Origin of the sequence: Staphylococcus sp. Y174-1, assembly GCF_049897865.1 — a bacterium.
GTDB lineage: Bacteria > Bacillota > Bacilli > Staphylococcales > Staphylococcaceae > Staphylococcus > Staphylococcus saprophyticus.
Map to the genome: position 1 here is coordinate 585944 of NZ_JAFCXB010000002.1, position 18305 is coordinate 604248.

Annotated in this window: 15 protein-coding genes and 3 pseudogenes (1 of these 18 cut by a window edge); 6 read left to right on the forward strand and 12 right to left on the reverse strand. The window is 33.5% G+C overall.

Annotation, left to right across the window (positions count from 1 at the left end; translation table 11 throughout):
• Positions 1-10 precede the first annotated feature (10 nt).
• Both ACP7BT_RS09640 and ACP7BT_RS09645 read left to right on the forward strand, forming a co-directional pair.
• Complete coding sequence (locus ACP7BT_RS09640) at positions 11-868, forward strand: oxidoreductase (RefSeq protein ID WP_002482100.1); 858 nt, start codon at positions 11-13, stop codon at positions 866-868.
• Positions 869-1115: 247 nt separating this feature from the next.
• Positions 1116-1538: a DUF2871 family protein gene (locus ACP7BT_RS09645; RefSeq protein ID WP_041079889.1), complete on the forward strand. Its 423-nt coding sequence runs from the start codon at positions 1116-1118 to the stop codon at positions 1536-1538.
• Between the two features lie 338 nt (positions 1539-1876).
• Here the strand turns inward: ACP7BT_RS09645 and ACP7BT_RS09650 are convergent.
• From ACP7BT_RS09650 to ACP7BT_RS09660, 3 genes and pseudogenes are all read right to left on the reverse strand, one after another.
• Positions 1877-2014, reverse strand: a pseudogene (locus ACP7BT_RS09650) (gluconate permease); the annotation flags it as partial.
• A gap of 15 nt (positions 2015-2029) precedes the next feature.
• Complete coding sequence (locus tag ACP7BT_RS09655) at positions 2030-2530, reverse strand: nucleotide-binding domain containing protein (RefSeq protein WP_235304914.1); 501 nt, start codon at positions 2528-2530, stop codon at positions 2030-2032.
• Positions 2531-2547: 17 nt separating this feature from the next.
• The gene (locus tag ACP7BT_RS09660; RefSeq protein WP_235304913.1) at positions 2548-3324 is read right to left on the reverse strand and encodes a four-carbon acid sugar kinase family protein; all 777 of its coding nucleotides are present in this window, start codon (positions 3322-3324) and stop codon (positions 2548-2550) included.
• A gap of 168 nt (positions 3325-3492) precedes the next feature.
• Between ACP7BT_RS09660 and ACP7BT_RS09665 the strand changes: the two genes are divergently transcribed.
• On the forward strand, positions 3493-4419 hold the full coding sequence (locus tag ACP7BT_RS09665; RefSeq protein ID WP_041079888.1) for a VOC family protein: 927 nt from the start codon (positions 3493-3495) through the stop codon (positions 4417-4419).
• A 286-nt stretch (positions 4420-4705) separates the two neighbouring features.
• Here the strand turns inward: ACP7BT_RS09665 and ACP7BT_RS09670 are convergent, their stop codons facing one another.
• The 3 genes from ACP7BT_RS09670 to nrdD form a co-directional block, all read right to left on the reverse strand.
• On the reverse strand, positions 4706-5701 hold the full coding sequence (locus ACP7BT_RS09670) for a choloylglycine hydrolase family protein (protein ID WP_037537469.1): 996 nt from the start codon (positions 5699-5701) through the stop codon (positions 4706-4708).
• 142 nt (positions 5702-5843) lie between these two features.
• Complete coding sequence (gene nrdG, locus ACP7BT_RS09675; RefSeq protein WP_002482091.1) at positions 5844-6380, reverse strand: anaerobic ribonucleoside-triphosphate reductase activating protein; 537 nt, start codon at positions 6378-6380, stop codon at positions 5844-5846.
• Positions 6377-8227, reverse strand: a complete 1851-nt coding sequence (nrdD, locus tag ACP7BT_RS09680; RefSeq protein WP_041079887.1) for an anaerobic ribonucleoside-triphosphate reductase — start codon at positions 8225-8227, stop codon at positions 6377-6379. The genes nrdG and nrdD overlap by 4 nt, the downstream gene beginning before the upstream one ends.
• Positions 8228-8427: 200 nt before the next feature.
• On the opposite strand from nrdD, the gene ACP7BT_RS09685 reads away from it, so the two are divergent.
• Positions 8428-8745 carry an antibiotic biosynthesis monooxygenase family protein gene (locus ACP7BT_RS09685; protein ID WP_002482089.1) on the forward strand — a complete coding sequence of 106 codons (318 nt, stop codon included), beginning with the start codon at positions 8428-8430 and terminating at the stop codon, positions 8743-8745.
• Positions 8746-8866: 121 nt separating this feature from the next.
• On the opposite strand, the gene ACP7BT_RS09690 is transcribed toward ACP7BT_RS09685, so the two are convergent.
• The 4 genes from ACP7BT_RS09690 to ACP7BT_RS09705 form a co-directional block, all read right to left on the reverse strand.
• Complete coding sequence (locus ACP7BT_RS09690) at positions 8867-9790, reverse strand: AEC family transporter (protein WP_011302140.1); 924 nt, start codon at positions 9788-9790, stop codon at positions 8867-8869.
• Positions 9791-10515: 725 nt separating this feature from the next.
• Positions 10516-11142: a DUF4064 domain-containing protein gene (locus ACP7BT_RS09695; RefSeq protein WP_041079886.1), complete on the reverse strand. Its 627-nt coding sequence runs from the start codon at positions 11140-11142 to the stop codon at positions 10516-10518.
• Between the two features lie 271 nt (positions 11143-11413).
• Entirely contained in the window at positions 11414-11866 is a 453-nt protein-coding gene (locus ACP7BT_RS09700; RefSeq protein WP_041079885.1) for a MarR family winged helix-turn-helix transcriptional regulator, read from the reverse strand.
• A gap of 22 nt (positions 11867-11888) precedes the next feature.
• Positions 11889-13322 carry a YhgE/Pip family protein gene (locus ACP7BT_RS09705; protein ID WP_002482085.1) on the reverse strand — a complete coding sequence of 478 codons (1434 nt, stop codon included), beginning with the start codon at positions 13320-13322 and terminating at the stop codon, positions 11889-11891.
• Positions 13323-13722: 400 nt separating this feature from the next.
• On the opposite strand from ACP7BT_RS09705, the gene ACP7BT_RS09710 reads away from it, so the two are divergent.
• Both ACP7BT_RS09710 and ACP7BT_RS09715 read left to right on the forward strand, forming a co-directional pair.
• The gene (locus ACP7BT_RS09710; RefSeq protein ID WP_041079884.1) at positions 13723-14604 is read left to right on the forward strand and encodes an ABC transporter ATP-binding protein; all 882 of its coding nucleotides are present in this window, start codon (positions 13723-13725) and stop codon (positions 14602-14604) included.
• On the forward strand, positions 14585-15361 hold the full coding sequence (locus ACP7BT_RS09715) for an amino acid transporter (protein WP_228482843.1): 777 nt from the start codon (positions 14585-14587) through the stop codon (positions 15359-15361). Before ACP7BT_RS09710 ends, ACP7BT_RS09715 begins: the two co-directional genes overlap by 20 nt.
• A gap of 203 nt (positions 15362-15564) precedes the next feature.
• On the opposite strand, the pseudogene ACP7BT_RS09720 reads toward ACP7BT_RS09715, so the two are convergent.
• Together ACP7BT_RS09720 and ACP7BT_RS09725 are read right to left on the reverse strand one after the other, a co-directional pair.
• A pseudogene (locus tag ACP7BT_RS09720) lies at positions 15565-17988 on the reverse strand (hypothetical protein); the annotation flags it as partial.
• A gap of 153 nt (positions 17989-18141) precedes the next feature.
• Positions 18142-18305 (reverse strand): annotated as a pseudogene (locus tag ACP7BT_RS09725) (SdrD B-like domain-containing protein); its annotated part runs 6607 nt beyond the window's last position; the annotation flags it as partial.

Sequence of the window (18305 nt, forward strand, 5' to 3'; positions counted from 1 at the left end):
ATAAAATAATATGAACAATGTCGCAATTATAGGTCCTGGTGCAGTAGGAAGTACCATTGCATTTGATTTAAGAGACGCCTCATTAAATGTACAATTACTTGGTCGCCGCAATGAAACGCTTCGGTATCATTCAAACAATGATCTTCACCCTACGTATCAACTAGATGTACGCGCACTTAATGAATATCATGAAACTGTAGACATCTTATTTATCGCTGTCAAAATCCCCCAACTGGATCCCGTTTTAACATCGTATCAACATTTATTACATAAAAATACGATAATTATCCTCGCACAAAATGGACACGGCCAATTACACAAATTTGATCATCCTTATGTATATCAAGCTGTCGTATATATTAGTGGCCAAAAAACAGGGAATACCATCACACATTATCGTGATCACAAATTAATATTAGACCAAAATGCACATACGCAAGCATTGCATCAATGTATATCCAATTCTTCTCTTAATATTGAACTTACCACTGATATCGATAAAGCTATTTGGTACAAGTTACTCGTAAACTTAGCAATTAATAGTGTTACAGCCTTAACTCGTTCTACTGCATCAGTATTAGAAGTACCAGGGATAAAAAAACTCTGTGAACAATTACTCTTAGAAGGCATTAACATCGCCAAAGCTGAACACGTACACTTTGAACCAAACATTGTAAATACAATACTTAATATTTATGATGGCTACCCTGCTGAAATGGGCACAAGCATGTACTATGATATAGTTGATGGCAGATCATTAGAAATTGATGGTATTCAAGGCTATCTATTCTATAAAGCAAGAAAACATCATTTAAATACACCTATTTTAGACACGATATACCACCTACTCCTTGCGCAACAAAAATAAATAATAGCACTTTTAATATTCAACTTTAATTAACATGAGCGAGACGGAACAAACCATTTGAAATGATTGTCCCATCTCGCTTTTGTTTCTTTAATAGGTACTCAGTCCTTAATACAAAGAACTATAAGCAAAATGAAATGATATTAGATAAATATGACCTTTGTTATGTCTTTTTTCTAAATTGTTCATATTGTGTTCATAAATTAACTTTATATTGTAATTATTAACAAATTGGAGGTACACATTTATGAAAAAATTAATGTACAGTTCTGCTTTTTATACTTTATTAGGTCTACTCAGTGGGCTATTTTACCGCGAAATGTCAAAAGCAGAAAACTTTAGCGGATACTCACAATTGAATATCACACATACGCATTTATTTGTATTAGGTACCATCATGTTCTTAATATTTATGATTATCGAATTTCAATTAAAGTTAACCGCAAACAGACAATTATTTAACTATTTCTTTTATATTTTCCATTTAGGTGTATTAATTACGGTTACGATGCAATTTATAAATGGCATCGCGGCTATGAAAGACTTTAATGTAAGTCCTGCTATCGCTGGCATTGCTGGGTTGGGTCATATTATGATTACGCTTGCTTTTATATTATTCTTTGTTTTATTAAATAAAAGAATCAATGCGTATACTGGTAAAAACGTATAATAATATATAATAAAACCTACTTTCGCTATGATGTGAAAGCAGGTTTTTTAATGAGCAAAAATAAGTAACAATCCTAAAAATGCGATAAATAAATATAACCATTTATCAAAATGATAATCTAATGTGTGGCGTTTGCAGTATTTACCAATTAACACTGAAATAAGTAAAAACGGACATGCTAAGAAAAATAAAGGTAATGTAGCACTTGTCCAAATATCACCTGTACCCTCAAAAATGGCTGTTAGTAAAAAATGAGCTTGTATGGTGCTGCTTAATGTTTTTACAGATAAGCCAGTTAAAGTACTATATATCACTACTGGCACACCATGTGAATTATAAAGACTGCCTAGCACACCAGTAAGCATAGATGTAATAATGAGTGCAATAAATGTATTTAATTTAAACCACATGATCAGCATTAACAAAATAAGTACACCTATCACCACAGCAATTAATGGCCAAATTTCTCCCAACATAAATTCCCCTACTTTCTATAACTCATTTGAATTCATTTTATAAACTTCTGTTAGCGTATCGACCTCACCAATATTTCCTGGGAAAATAACATATGGCATTTTGTTATATTTTGCTTCTTCTCCCGTTAACCAAGCCGGAACCCCTTGTGTTATTTGTCCAATGACTTGGGCTTTTTTGATACCTAATCCTTTCGTCGCTACATCACTTGAAGTAATGCCACCTTTTGCAATAATGAATTGAGGCTTTATGGTCAACCCTTTTACAATTTCTACCAATGCATTGGAAATATTTGTTGAAATACTTAAATTGTTCGATAGGTCTTCCGTTTTAATAACATCTCTAGAAGTGTAGACAACGACATCTTTTCCAGAATGGATTAATTCAGATACTTTAACTATTTGATCATCTATATAACTTTGCAAATGATCTGACGTGACTGCTTTAACATCAAATTCTACAGCGTTGATATTAGAATTTACTATGAGATCATTCAATTGTGCACATGTCTTTTTCACATGTGAACCTACAATAATTAAGCCGCCATGATTTTGATCGCTATAGTTTTTAAATTAATGATTTCTCCAGGTGTTTGACACATCGCTTTTACAAAAGATGCTGCTGTTCTAAACATAAATCTTTTTTCATTTTTATTTAGAAATGCTATCAGACAAGTTGCAAAATAATTCATGTCTTCATCATTTAATGCGTCTACGACCACTGCATCAAAATGAGAAACTTCATTTAGTACCTTTTCAATTCCTAGTGTGTCACGCTCACGAATTTGAGTTAAACTAATGCGTTTTACATCTTTTGCATTAATTTCGCCGTCGTTTTTTTCTTCGATAAAGCTTGCCATTGTTTCAGAATCAAACCCAAAAGTCGTGTCATTTGCAAATTCACTTTCTGAAACTGGTATGTAGCGTCCCTCTTCTTTAAGATAATGTATGCCTTGATAGGTATAACGGTTTCCTTCAAAAAAGGCAGGTAAATAAAACACTGCATCAAATGTTTCATTAGAAGCCTCACTCAACACTTTAGGTTCAAGATAAAAGTGTCCTCTTAATGTCGAATCACCTCTACTTATAATGATATAGGGATGGTCTAATTTTCTTGAAACACTTGCGATATGATGACTAATCTCTTGATGTAATTCGGTTGTTTCTACTTCATTTAACGCTCTTGAATTCGTTAATATATAAAACATATTATTTTCTTGCTTAAATCCATCTTCGATTAATGCCTCTGACCATTCCGTATAAACAGGTAGGTCTTTAACAGTCTGTGTACCAGTAGGATCATCATCTAACACAATAATTTTATAATTAAAGTCATTAAGATTTTTTGAAATATGATCGTTTACGGTTTCATTAATTAAACTTTCAGTTAGTATATTTTTTATACTTATTAAGTTTATTTTTGTTCTAAAAGGAAATGATTATAGCAATTATGATATAAATTGCTTTTGGAGGTCTCTTTTATGAATATTATCGGACATCATCATATTTCAATGTATACAAAAGGTGCACAAATCAATAAAAATTTTTACACACAGACATTAGGCCTACGCCTAGTTGAAAAATCTGTAAATCAAGATAATCCAACGATGTACCATTTATTTTATGGAGATGAAATCGGTACACCAGGGACATTGCTTAGCTTTTTCGAAATTCCAAATTTAGGTAAAAACCGTCCAGGTACGAACAGTATACATCGCGTATCACTACTCGTTCCCGATGAATCTGCATTGACTTACTTTGAACGTCGTTTAAATGAACAGCATATCACAACAACACAAATGACTTATTTAAATCATCATGCGCTGTTATTCAAAGATATGGATGGTTTAGAAATATTATTACTTGCAAATAACCATCGCAACACACCTAACGCTTGGAGAAAAAATCCTTATACAGATATTCCAGAAGCATATCAAATTTTAGGTATGGGGCCAGTGGAACTGCGCTTACGCGACATTCAACCAACACTTCATTTTTTAAAAAATGACTTACGTTATTCGTTAAGAAAAAATGTAGATGAAACTGTATTGACATTAGATTCTGATGGGCTCTATACGGATTTTGTCTTAGTTGAAGAACAAGGTTCACGTGCTCGACCTGGACAAGGTTATGTGCATCATATTGCAGTCAATACGCCAAATGATTCAGATTTGTACGCTGTGTTAGATACAATCAATCATAACCCGGGAAATCATAGTGGCATCATTGATCGCTACTTTTTCAAATCCCTTTACTATCGCCATAATAGCATTATGTTTGAATTTGCAACGGCAGCACCTGGTTTTACAGTAGATACAGCGATTAAAGATTTAGGTAAAAAACTGAACCTCCCCGATTTTATGGAAAATCAAAGAACAGAAATTGAAGAGAAATTACATGATTTATAAAGAAGGCTGAAAATAACAATCTTAAAAATAAATGCATTAGGTGTTTTGATTTAGATAACATATTTCAAATATATTTAATGCACTTACGTTACACCCTATTTAAATTGTTGTTCAATTTTTTCATCTAAAACTTGAATGATTGCATTCCAAAATCTGACTATTTAATCCCACATCTACCTATTACTTTCAAAAATAAAACGGTGCCAAGAATCCTAAATTAGAAATAGGTTCTCGGCACCGCTTCTGTCTATCATAAAAATAAATCACGAGACCATTTTATTCATATTTATGAAGATGTATGATTCAATTTATTTGTTACAAATCCTTGGACTGGTTCAAATATTGTCATGTCTTCTTTTAAAATCAAATCTTCTGTTAATTGTAATTCGGTAATTTGATTTGTGTCATACCACTTGAGGTACATTGTGCGAGTTGTTAAATTAAATACCGTTTGATATAACGTATAATGCATATCGCCGTTTTCATCTAAGACAGCGCCTTTAGGTATACTCACACTATCTAATAATTTAAAAGCATCCATCACATCGTATTCTGGATCTTCACTTCCAATTAAATAATTTTTCAAATAAGCTGTTTTAATGAATCGTTCCGGTGACGTATAACCACCAGGCAATCCATAAGTACCACCTTCATTGCCTAAAGAGCCTAATGATTGGCCCATGACATTTTTAGCTTCGGGTTTATGCGGTGTGACAGCTGTATAATTTCTTAAATTCTCATAATGCCAATTTAAATCTGGATTATTTGTCAAAACACCGATTGGATTCTCGTTAATTACAATTTTCCCATCCTGGAAAGTAAGTTCAACTGAACGACCTGTATCATCTGTAATATGATAATGTAATGGTGGGACTTCAGCAATATCATTAAGCACGTGTGCGACAACATTTACTTGCTTACCATTTTCAATCAAGTCATCAATATTTTTATTATAGCCAAGCACCCATGTAATCACTTCATTTTGAGCGATATTCATATATCCTTTACGCACTTCTGTCGCATATGAAGCATAGCCTCTAAAATACTGTATCGATACACCTACACCGTGCTCATTTAACCCATCACCAAATAAGAATCCTTCCATGTCACTTCCTGCACCAATGAAGCCATATTGTGTTTTACCTTTATATTCGACACGCGATTCCCAATAGAAATGACGTGGTTGTACTGCAGGTTGACCCTCTAAGTGATAAACAAAGTCCATTGTTCGACCAAGTATCGCCTGCTTACTTTTTGATAAAAATGAAAATCCTGTACACATACATTATCTACTCCTTTACATTATGATGACTTATATTTTGATGATTCATAATTGTTTTGTTTGGATATCTATTTTACAACCAATTCACGCTTATTTCATCTAACTTACATTAATGCCTTTGAGCAAATCATGTATATTATAATTAACTTTTGATATACTCACACACCCTGCGCCTTTGCAATGATGCTTGAACATCGATCACGCGTTGATTCATTGAGCCTTTATACGGTAAATTAGGTCTATATAAATGATTAATAAATGGACCATCTACTAAGACGTCAATGAGCTCAAGCAATGTCTTTCTTTCTGCTGAATCTCGCTCTAAATATTCAAATAAAAAACCAGTCCATACCCATAATGATTTGGTATTTCCAAAACGTTTTCTAAAAGTTTGAGCACACTTCAAAGTGATATCTACATTACAAAAAGGTTCGCCACCAAGGATACTGAGTCCTGAAATATAATTTGGCGCACAGTATGCCATAATTTCTTCTAATGTGTCTTCATGAAATGGCTCACCGTATTTAAAATTTTGAGCCACTTTATTATAACAATTTTCACAGGCAAATGGGCAACCTGAAACATATAGACTGCAACGCACACCTTCACCATCTACAAAGCTTTGTGCTTCTATTTTAGCGATATGGCCTTGCCCATGTCTTATTTTTAAAATATTCATACTGATGCATCTTTCAAATGTTTAACGCGCGCGCACATTTCTTTATGGCGACCTTCTATCGTAGGGCGTTGAACAGGATTGCCTAAATAGCCACACGTACGTTTAACCACATCTACCGACTTAGGATCATCATTGCCACATTGCGGACACTGATAGCCTTTTGCAGTTGTTTTAAAATCTCCGTCAAATCCACATTTTCTGCAATGGTCAATTGGGATATTTGTGCCTAAATAACTTACTTTATCGTAAGCATAATCCCAAACCGCTTCTAATGCCTTTAAATTATGATTTAACTTCGGGTACTCGCAATAATGGATATAACCACCACTCGCATATTCTGGATAATCTTTTTCAAAATCAATTTTCTCAAAAGGCGTCACATCTTTTCTAACATCATAATGGAATGAATTTTGATAATAACCTTTATCTGTGATATCAGCTATTTCTCCAAATTGTTCACGATCTAGTCGACAAAAACGATCCGTTAAGGATTCACTTGGTGTGCTATAGATACTAAACCAAATATCGTATTGCTCTGTCCATTTTAACTGATATGCTTTCATGGATTTTAATATATCTAATGTAAATGCTTTGGCTTTAGATAAACGTTCCCAATGAGGCCCATAAAATACCGTTGCCGCTTCATATAGCCCAATATATCCTATAGACAAAGTTGCACGTTGCCCTTTAAATAATGTCATAATGTCATCTGTTTCTTTTAATCTGTGTTTAAATGCCCCGTTTTGATATAAAATCGGTGCATTCTCTGGCGTAGCTTGTGCAATACGTTCAATTCGATAAACCAGTGCATCGTGCATTATGGCCATACGCTGATGAAATATTTTCCAAAAAGCTTCCATGTCACCTTTTGATTCCAGAGCAATCCTTGGTACATTCAGTGTTACCACACCTAGATTACAGCGGCCATTATTCTCATAATGACCGTCTTTATCTTTCCATGCAGGTAAAAATGATCGGCAACCCATAGGTGCTTTAAAATCTCCTAATAGTTCCACTGTTTTATCATAGTTTAATATATCTGGATACATGCGTTTAGTTGAACATTCTAAAGCGAGCTGCTTAATGTCATAATTAGGATCTGACTCATTTAAATTAACACCTCTTTTAATTGAAAAAACTAATTTAGGAAAAATTGCAGTAATTCGGTCTTTACCTAACCCTTTAATTCTAGTAGATAATATCGCTTCTTGAATCTTGCGGCTATATCGATCAGTTCCTAATCCAAAGCCGAGTGTAACAAAAGGTGTCTGCCCATTCGAAGTGTATAGCGTATTGATTTCATACTCGAGACTCTCAATGGCATCCCCAATGTCTTGCGTTACTCGCTCATCTACATATGTATCAATGACTGACTCATGTACAAATTTTTCTGCAATTTGTCGATGTTTCATTTCATTAAATTTTGCGTATTTACTCAACAATTCATCAACGCGATCTATTGTACAGCCGCCGTATTGACTACTAGACACATTAGCAATAATTTGTACTAATTGTGCTGATGCAGTCTGTATAGATTTCGGTGACGTTACGGTCGCATTACCTATTTGAAAGCCATGTGACAACATACTTTCTGCATCAATTAAACAACAATTCGTGAGTGGTTGGAATGGATGATAGTCTAAATCATGAAAATGAATGTCTCCTGCTTCATGGGCTTGAGCGACATGCTTAGGTAATAAATAATCCAAAGCATACGACTTAGACACTACACCTGCTGTTAAATCTCTCATAGTCGAAAATGTAGCACTATCCTTATTAGCATTTTCATTAACTACAGTTGGATCTTTCGTAATGAGATGCTTTAAATTTTTTTCAAGTTTGTTCATATTAACCCTCATTTCTATATATAGTATATACATTAAATATAAAACACTATATATTGTGTTTCAAATCTGAAGATAGACATTAACAAATTCGTCAAAAGTTTATTAACACTTTGTGAATTTTATTTTGAAATTTTCATTAGAGCGAAAAATTTATTAGTGCTAAAATAATATATGTATTTAATTTATAAGGAGGGATTGTAATGTTTGTAGCAGAAGTTGCTTTTTCGACTAACAAGGAAAATGAACAACAACTATATAATAAAGTAAAGAAAACACAATCCGAGTTGCATAATGTGGCTGGTTTAAAATCATCAGAAGTGTGGACAAAATCTAAATCAGATGATGTTGAATATGTTGTTGTAAGTAAATGGGATGAGAAAAAAGATTTTCAAAATTGGGTTGCTAGACCTTCTCATGTTGAAGAGCATAAGGCAATGCATAAAAAATCTAAAAATGATGAAGCTGACAAGCCACCTTTTCAAAAGACATTACGTCAATATACAGTAGTAGAATTTTAAATACTTGAATCATATAATAAAATCAAAGGTGAACATAAGTGACTTAAAATCATAATTTAATCACTTATATTCACCTTTTTTTAATTTCATGAGCAAGCACATCATGATATAGCTGCTCCTATTAAAATAATATTTTAGACATGTATATCACGATGACAACTGTAATGGCACTTAATAAAGTAGATAAAAAGACAAGTTCTGCTGCTAATTCAGGATGATTATCATATTCTTGTGCGATAACTGAACTATTTACAGACGTTGGCATTGCTGATGCGATGAATAATGTTTGAGCTATGATGCCCTCTATCCCCATGATTTTGATAATAACAAGGGCAATCAAGGGCCCTATAATCAATCTTATAAAAACATACGCATAGGATTTGGACCACTTCAAACTAAATTTGATATTAGATATTTGAGCACCTAGCATTAATAACGCAATCGCAATCATAGCATCGGCAACATAATTCGCTGGTGTCCAAATAAATTCAGGAATAGGTATATGATTGTAATTTAATATAATTGCTAGTAATAATGCATATAACACAGGCATTTTAAAATAACCTAAAAGTGCCTTTAACTTTCCTATATGTAAAGATTGAATCGCAAATACACCATAAGAAAACGTGAATATGTTCTGCAAAGATAACACAATAACTTGAACAGACATTGCTAATGGATCACCTTTGAAAACTAAATCATTTACTGGGACACCGTAGTTGCCCGAATTAAAGAACATCAGACTGTTTGTAAGCGTTGTTGTCTCCCCTTTATCCGTTTTACGGAACATAGACAATAACTTACCAATAAGAAATAGTACAAACATATAGATTACGAAGAAAATGATAATGTAAAACAATAAACTTAACGCAAAATGCGTCTTGTAAAATTTCACAAAAATAAATCCCGGCACAAAGACATAGATATTAAGTTTGGCCAATGTATTTAAATCTAATGTAAATTTCTTTTGCAGTATGTATCCTAAAAATATCATGATAAAAATAGGTAAAAGTACAGTCTGTAGTATATATAACATTTCACTCATAAGCATCCCCCTTTGTTGCGCTTTAGTTATTTATGATTGAAGTTGCATTTTATAACTTTGCTATTTAACCTATATTACTATTAATCATATCAGAATATTAATCGTTTGACTTTAACCATTAATTTAAAATCATTATGTTTCACGTTAAACATTTTATGCATCTCAATAACATCATCCTTATGCCATATCTTAATTTTTTAAACTGCTATAATTTTTCAGTTCACAAGAAAAAAGACCGAAACATCTTTATATGTCTCGGCCTAATTAACCCTAAAATCCTACTACGCTATAAAACGACTTTTCCATTCCTACAGACTAATCATCCTTTTTGCGTAGGCACTATGAAATCTTTCTTTGGAAATTCGATTTTTACTTATATGTGTTCTTACGTTATATACACAAAAAGCTGCATAAGCTTTTCACTCTGATAACAATTATTTATCTTTCTTTTTATTACGATTTCTTTTTCTTTCTTCCAATATGGACATAGTAATAAAACCAACCACCAAAACAGGCAATAGCATGCCTAATGCCATCATCATCTTTCTCACCCCATTTTAATATTTAACTACTTTTAATCTCATTTTATTAAAATATATCACAATTTTTCTAAGTTTATATACATAATTGCTTTAAACATTAGTTTGCAATCGATGTATTATAAAATAGACTAGGCTACATTTAGTAGCCAGTCTATTTAGATATACAAATTAACAAAGTATCATTTAATACTTATAAGGATCTTCTTTCACTTTTTTTGATCTTTCATCTAAATCATCTAAGTTATCTAAATCCGTTTTATTATCATCTTTAGATTGTGAGTAAGCATCCTTTATTGTCTCTTGCTCATTTTCTTTTTGCTCTTCAGATAAAATAAATGAGTTATTACGCTCATTCACTTGAGATCCATCTTTAATATATGGATTTACATCGTCATCTTCTTCTTTGTCATAAATTGGTTCTTTCGGCTTTCTCACTAACAACATGATACCTGCAACAAGCCATAAAACCGCATTTATCCAATTTCCTAAGAATGAAATCACACCAGCGATAATTAATAAAACGCCTGCCACTTTTGCCTTTTTGCTAATTAAAAATACTGCTATAAGCGCTATGATTAATAGTATAATACCTAAGACTAAACCAGTAGTCAAAAGACCACTAAAAGTGCTAAATATCGTATTTCCGTCTTCATACGTGAAACTACTATCTTCTTGCATCATTTGACTAATGAATGCTTCTTTGACCTCGCCGTTACCCATCATAGGTATTAGAACAGCCATTAGTACAACACCAAGTATTTGTAAGACGATACCAATCCACGTCAGTACACGTTCCATTGTTCTTTTCATAACAATATACCTCCTGTAATTTTTAAAATAAATTTATTAGGACAATAATCTTTACCTACAATCTTTTTAAAAATATTTAATTATACAGTAATTATACTAATTGTTAATATTGAAGTACATTTTTTACAAATAATAATGTTCGCTGAATTACGTATGTCTTATATTTTCATAAAAAATGTTAAATAAAAAGTGCCAATATCCTATAGAATCGAATTGGCACTTTTTATATTATAATTCGCACATTTGTAAATGCCACAAGTACATCTATTAACTACTTATGTGCTTTAAACGCAATATCGATATGCGTAAGTTGCTCAACGAAATGATGTACTTCTTCGGCAGTAAATTTATTACCTAGTCGATCTTTTACTGCTTCGGTCATCACTGCAGTCGCTCTCTGTAAAAATGTTTCACCTTCGTCACTTAACATAATCAGTTTAATACGTTTATTATCTGAATAAGCGCGTTGTACATAGCCCATTTCTTCTAATTTTGCGATGCGTTTAGAAGCAGCAGTTTTAAAAATATTTTGTAAACCCGCTAATTCATTAATTGTTACTTTGCCTTCATTTTTTATAATTCTCATCGCATCAATTTGTTCTCTTGAAAGTAAATTACTTAAACCTGTCTCTTTAACAATTTCAACTATCTCTTTATTTAAATGCAACATAACTATCTGAAATTTCGTAATTGCTTCTTCAATTGTTTTATCTACGTTTTCCAAATAAGTCACCTCCGTATTGCACTTATTTAAATTCTATTGAAAATGGTACACGTTGTCTTTTGTTAAACCATAGTAATACTAAATATTGTAAAATCATCATTATGACAATAATACCAACGAGCAATGCTACTACAAATCCAAAGTTAAAGTGTCCTGCATTTGTAAAGATGGCTTCTCTATAACCCTGTATCGCATATGACATTGGAGAGAATGGGTGAATCCATCTAAAGAATTGTGCTGATAACTCTATTGGGAACATACCTTCACTCGCACTTAATTGTAATATGAGTAAAACCATAGATATGAATAGACCAATTCGATCTAATAATAAACTTAAGAATGTCGTAATAGTAATTGCTGCAATTGCCCATAGCAATCCGACTAAGATAAATTTACCAATGTTATCTATAGACATATTAAGTGCAAATATCGCCCAACTACTCATCAATAACGCAGATACCGCACCTTGTACGAGATACAATAATAACTTACCGAATGCTTGTTTTAGTGATGTAACATCTTTAGTTAACATTTTTCTCAGTGGGTATATTGCACTAAATGACACAGCACCTACAAATAAACTAACACTCGCCATATAAGGCACGATTGTTTCACCATATTTATCGGCTTCTGTAGCATTATTTTCATTTACTTTCGTTACATTATTTAACGCTTTTTCATTGTCACCTTCAAAAGCAACGCCGTCTTGTTGCTCTACAGATTGGTCTATTTGCGCTTTTAATTGATCATTATTTTGTTGCAATTGATTAAGTCCATCTGTGACTTGTTGATTGCCTGAAATTAATTGCTGTGCAGGTTGTCCTACTGTTGGTGCTAATTGTTTCAATCCATCCGTTACTTGCTGATTACCATCAATCAATTGTGATTCTGCATCAGACATGTCACCTAATGCATTTGAAGTATCCTTGAATCCAGATTGTGATTTTTTAGCACTAGCAAATAATTGATCTAAATAATTGGTACGAATATTATCCTTAATTGAATTTGTTACCGTATTAATTGCTTTTTGTGCTGATTGACTACCAGTATAACTAGACCCTGGATTGACTTGTGTTTCAATATTTATTTTTTTAGGATTTTTATCTAATAATGTTGTAGCGTTACTAGAGGCATCTTTAGGTATAATGATAGTTCCTACACTTTTACCTTTTTCTAATTGATTAAATGCCTCTTTTTTTGAAACTTCTTGAAAATCAAATTTATCGTTATCTTTTAATTTGTCGACAACATCATCACCTATTGTAACCTTTTCACCATTTAGCTTTGCACTTTGATCTTGGTTTACAATTGAAATTTTCAATTGATCTGTCTTATCATATGGGCTCCACATAGAACCTACGAATAAAGCAACATATAATAGCGGGATAGCTGCTATTGCAATAAGTGCTATGATTAACATTTTATTTCTGAAAATAAATTTAAATTCATTAAACATTTTCTTCTACCTTCCTATTTTTAAATTGTACACCTTGTGTACTATTAGGTTAAAATTAAACCCAAGAACGCATGAAATCCACCTTAGGCTATTGTTTACTATTCAAATTGATGAGGGATAGATCATATCTTTTGAATAGTACACCCCTTATACAGTTATCTATCATACTCTCCTTAAAAATCATTGTCAATTGCGATTTCAAAAATCTAGTAAATCCCTTTTTTTATAAACTAAAAATATATAAATTAAATTGTAAGTAGAATACATAAATTTTTAATAAAACAACTTATTTACTATATTTAACAAATTCATTCTCGTTGTTAAAATTAACTTATATAAGCGTAACATCAACAATTCATATAAATTTCATTAAAACTCTATTAGTTCAAAGGAGGACATTATGTTAAAAATAGATGACCTTTATAAACGTTTTAAAGAAGCCGATTTTAATGTTATTGACGGTGTTTCATTAACCATAAACCGTGGAGAAGTCGTAGGTGTAATTGGAAAAAACGGCGCAGGTAAAACAACATTTATGAAAATGATTGCTAAAACAAAACGACCTACTTCAGGTGCTATATTTTTAAATGACATAGATATTTTCCAACATCATAATATACTTAAAAATGTAGGTATCATGATTAATACGGTTCATTTCAAACACTTTTCAGCTAAAAAGAATTTAACTTATTATTTAAAAGTTAATCATAAAACGCAGTACTTAAAAAATATCGATAATATATTAGATCTCGTAGGTTTATCACATACATATGGCAAAAAGGTAAAAGATTTTTCTTTTGGTATGAAACAACGCTTATCACTAGCTATGTGTTTAGTTGATGAACCTGAAATAGCTATTATGGATGAACCTTTTGTTGGTCTGGATCCAGACGGTGTTAATACACTCATTCACTCGTTAAGAACTTGGGCTAGTAAAAAAGGAACCGCATTACTTATTTCTAGTCATCAATTAAATGAATTAGCAGAAGTCTGTGATCGCTTTGTTCTTTTAAAAGAAGGAAAACTCCAAAATATTGATTTCAATAAAGAACAATTGATAAAAATTGTAGTAAAAGAACAAATATATCCAGAACATCGTCAGGAACTTCTCAATTTGTTTTCTACAATAAAAGATATTGAGGAAAAAGCAGTTATCATGCAGTCAGGTTCTGAAGAATATAATGAAATCATAAATTATTTAGTTAAATACTACACTTTAGAAAACACGATTAATGAACAAGATAACTTATATCAATATTTCGATGGGTTCGAAAGGAAATGATGATATGTTAATTAAAAATATTTTCACTACAGTATCTTCGCGTAACTCTGCAATTATCTTTTATGCAATAGCACTTTATCCATTTTTATATTTAATCACACTTATACTACCTACCAATTTTATGCAAATTGGAGGAGAGACGAATTCACTCTCTGGTTTAGAATTTTATTATGGTATTTTACTTGCACAATCTCAATTTGCCGTACCATTGATTCTTATGACATATTTTGTCAGTTATTTATTTTTTGAAGAATATGAATCTGGTAGATTAATCTTTTATAAAGATATCAGCCGAATACGTCTATATAATTCAAAGTTAGTCGCCTTATTCTCTATGTATATAATATATTATGTAATATTATTTGTGTCTTCTGAAATTTTGTATTTTACGTATATACATCAATATGATTATGCTTCCGGTGCTTTCTTATCGAATGTTCAAGAAACTAATTACAGTACAATATTATGTATCGTCGGTATTTTCTGCATTACTTTAATTGCAATATGCTTTTCAGTCATGTTATCTATGAAATTGTCTACTGGATTTAATATTTTAAGCGTTATTGTTTTACTTATGTTTATGGTTATTGCACCAATGATTCATGGACTCAAATATTTATTTCCAAATGGTTATGATCATGCGATTACGCCTTCAGACTTACTAACAAAACTAGGTTTAATGATATTAACAACTCTATTGTACTCAGTCATTTGCTACTTAGTAGGTTTGAAAATGTTCAAAAAATTAGAATATTAATATAAGAGCCTGCACTTTCTATTTTTGAAAGTGCAGGCTCTTTTTTATTTATCTTGAATTTCATTATTTCTACGTCTTCTAAGGAGTATGATTCCTCCAAGCGCAGTAAGTAATGGTATCAACCCATTATGTTTATCTTCATTACCTGTATCTGGTAATTTATCTTTCTCTTTTTCATAGTTTCCATCATTATTTAGGTGTCTATTTAATGATTCGTATTCACTTATTGACTCACTGGCACCCAACGATTCGCTTTCACTTATTGATTCACTTGTACTAAGTGACTCGGATTCACTTAAAGACTCGCTGGCACTTAATGATTCGCTTTCGCTTATTGACTCTAACTCACTCAACGATTCACTTGCACTTAAAGATTCGCTCTCACTTAATGATTCACTTGTGCTCAATGATTCACTCTCACTTAATGATTCGCTATCGCTCAACGATTCGGACTCGCTTAATGACTCACTAGCACTTAACGACTCGCTTGCGCTTAGTGATTCACTCTCACTTAGTGACTCGCTTTCGCTCAATGATTCACTGGCACTCAACGATTCGCTTTCACTTATTGATTCGCTTTCGCTTAATGACTCACTCGTACTTAACGATTCACTCTCACTTAATGACTCAGACTCGCTTAATGATTCGCTATCGCTCAACGATTCACTGGTACTCAATAATCCACTTTTACTTAACGACTCGCTTTCACTTAGTGATTCACTTTCACTTAACGACTCACTCTCACTCAATGACTCGCTGGCACTCAATGATTCACTCTCACTCAATGACTCGCTCTCACTCAATGACTCGCTCTCACTCAATGACTCGCTCTCACTCAATGACTCGCTGGCACTCAATGATTCGCTTAAACTCAACGATTCACTTGTGCTTAACGATTCACTGGCACTCAATGATTCGCTATCGCTCAACGATTCGGACTCGCTTAATGACTCACTCTCACTCAATGACTCACTTTCACTTAGTGATTCACTTTCGCTCAATGATTCACTCTCACTTATTGATTCACTAGCACTCAATGATTCGCTATCGCTTAATAATTCACTTTCGCTTAATGACTCACTCTCACTCAATGATTCGCTATCGCTTATTGATTCGCTGGCACTCAACGATTCACTTGTGCTTAACGATTCACTGGCACTCAATGATTCACTCTCGCTTAATGACTCACTTTCACTTAACGATTCACTCTCACTCAATGACTCGCTCTCACTCAATGACTCGCTGGCACTCAACGATTCGCTGGCACTCAACGATTCACTCGTACTTAATGACTCGCTCTCACTTAATGACTCACTTGCACTCAATGATTCGCTATCGCTTATTGATTCACTGGCACTCAATGACTCGCTTTCACTTAGTGATTCACTCTCACTTAATGACTCACTGGCACTTAATGATTCACTTTCGCTTAACGACTCACTGGCACTTAATGATTCACTTTCGCTTAACGACTCACTCTCACTTAATGATTCGCTATCACTTATTGATTCGCTTTCGCTTAATGACTCGGACTCACTCAACGATTCGCTCTCGCTTAATGACTCGCTCTCACTCAGTGATTCACTTTCGCTCAATGACTCACTTGCACTTAATGACTCACTCGTACTTAATGATTCACTCGTACTTAATGATTCACTCTCACTTAATGACCCACTCGTACTTAACGATTCACTCTCACTTAATGACTCAGACTCGCTTAATGATTCGCTATCGCTCAACGATTCGCTCTCGCTTAACGATTCACTCTGTCTTAATGATTCGCTTGTGCTCAATGATTCGCTTGTGCTCAATGATTCGCTCTCGCTCAATGATTCACTGGTACTCAATGATTCACTTTCACTTAACGACTCACTCGCGCTTAATGATTCAGATTCACTTAACGACTCACTCGTACTCAATGACTCGCTGGCACTCAATGATTCACTCTCACTCAATGACTCACTGGCACTCAATGACTCGCTGGCACTCAATGATTCACTCTCGCTTAACGACTCACTCTCGCTTAACGATTCGCTTTCACTTATTGACTCGCTATCGCTCAATGATTCAGATTCACTTATTGATTCACTTGTACTAAGTGACTCGGATTCACTTAAAGACTCGCTGGCACTTAATGATTCACTTTCACTTAATGACTCACTCTCGCTTAATGATTCGCTATCGCTCAACGATTCGGACCCGCTTTCGCTCAATGATTCACTGGCACTCAACGACTCGCTTTCACTCAATGATTCACTGGCACTCAACGACTCGCTTTCACTCAATGATTCGCTGGCACTTAACGACTCACTTTCACTTAACGATTCACTCTCGCTTAATGATTCACTCGTGCTTAATGATTCGCTATCGCTCAATGATTCACTGGCACTCAACGATTCACTCGTACTCAATGATTCACTTTCACTTAACGACTCACTCGTGCTTAATGATTCGCTTGTGCTTAATGACTCACTTTCACTTAACGATTCGCTCTCACTCAAGGACTCGCTTGTACTTAATGACTCTGACTCACTCAACGATTCGCTGGCACTCAATGATTCACTCTCACTCAATGACTCGCTTTCACTCAATGATTCGCTGGCACTTAGTGATTCGCTCGTACTCAATGACTCACTGGCACTCAATGACTCGCTTTCACTTATTGATTCACTAGCACTTAACGACTCAGATTCGCTCAATGACTCACTCGTACTTAATGATTCACTCTCACTCAATGATTCGCTATCGCTTAATGACTCGCTCTCACTCAGTGATTCACTCTCACTTAATGACTCACTTGCGCTTAATGATTCGCTTTCACTTATTGATTCACTAGCACTTAACGACTCAGATTCGCTCAATGACTCACTCGTACTTAATGATTCACTCTCACTCAATGATTCGCTATCGCTTAATGACTCGCTCTCACTCAGTGATTCACTTT

Excerpts from the sequence above, each read along its gene's own strand:
- ACP7BT_RS09670 (WP_037537469.1), bottom strand. The coding sequence starts at position 5,701 with ATGTGTACAGGATTTTCATTTTTATCAAAAAGTAAGCAGGCGATACTT.
- ACP7BT_RS09645 (WP_041079889.1), top strand. The coding sequence starts at position 1,116 with ATGAAAAAATTAATGTACAGTTCTGCTTTTTATACTTTATTAGGTCTA.
- ACP7BT_RS09690 (WP_011302140.1), bottom strand. The coding sequence starts at position 9,790 with ATGAGTGAAATGTTATATATACTACAGACTGTACTTTTACCTATTTTT.
- ACP7BT_RS09640 (WP_002482100.1), top strand. The coding sequence starts at position 11 with ATGAACAATGTCGCAATTATAGGTCCTGGTGCAGTAGGAAGTACCATT.
- nrdG (WP_002482091.1), bottom strand. The coding sequence starts at position 6,380 with ATGAATATTTTAAAAATAAGACATGGGCAAGGCCATATCGCTAAAATA.
- ACP7BT_RS09665 (WP_041079888.1), top strand. The coding sequence starts at position 3,493 with ATGAATATTATCGGACATCATCATATTTCAATGTATACAAAAGGTGCA.
- nrdD (WP_041079887.1), bottom strand. The coding sequence starts at position 8,227 with ATGAACAAACTTGAAAAAAATTTAAAGCATCTCATTACGAAAGATCCA.
- ACP7BT_RS09710 (WP_041079884.1), top strand. The coding sequence starts at position 13,723 with ATGTTAAAAATAGATGACCTTTATAAACGTTTTAAAGAAGCCGATTTT.
- ACP7BT_RS09705 (WP_002482085.1), bottom strand. The coding sequence starts at position 13,322 with ATGTTTAATGAATTTAAATTTATTTTCAGAAATAAAATGTTAATCATA.
- ACP7BT_RS09685 (WP_002482089.1), top strand. The coding sequence starts at position 8,428 with ATGTTTGTAGCAGAAGTTGCTTTTTCGACTAACAAGGAAAATGAACAA.
- ACP7BT_RS09715 (WP_228482843.1), top strand. The coding sequence starts at position 14,585 with ATGGGTTCGAAAGGAAATGATGATATGTTAATTAAAAATATTTTCACT.
- ACP7BT_RS09695 (WP_041079886.1), bottom strand. The coding sequence starts at position 11,142 with ATGAAAAGAACAATGGAACGTGTACTGACGTGGATTGGTATCGTCTTA.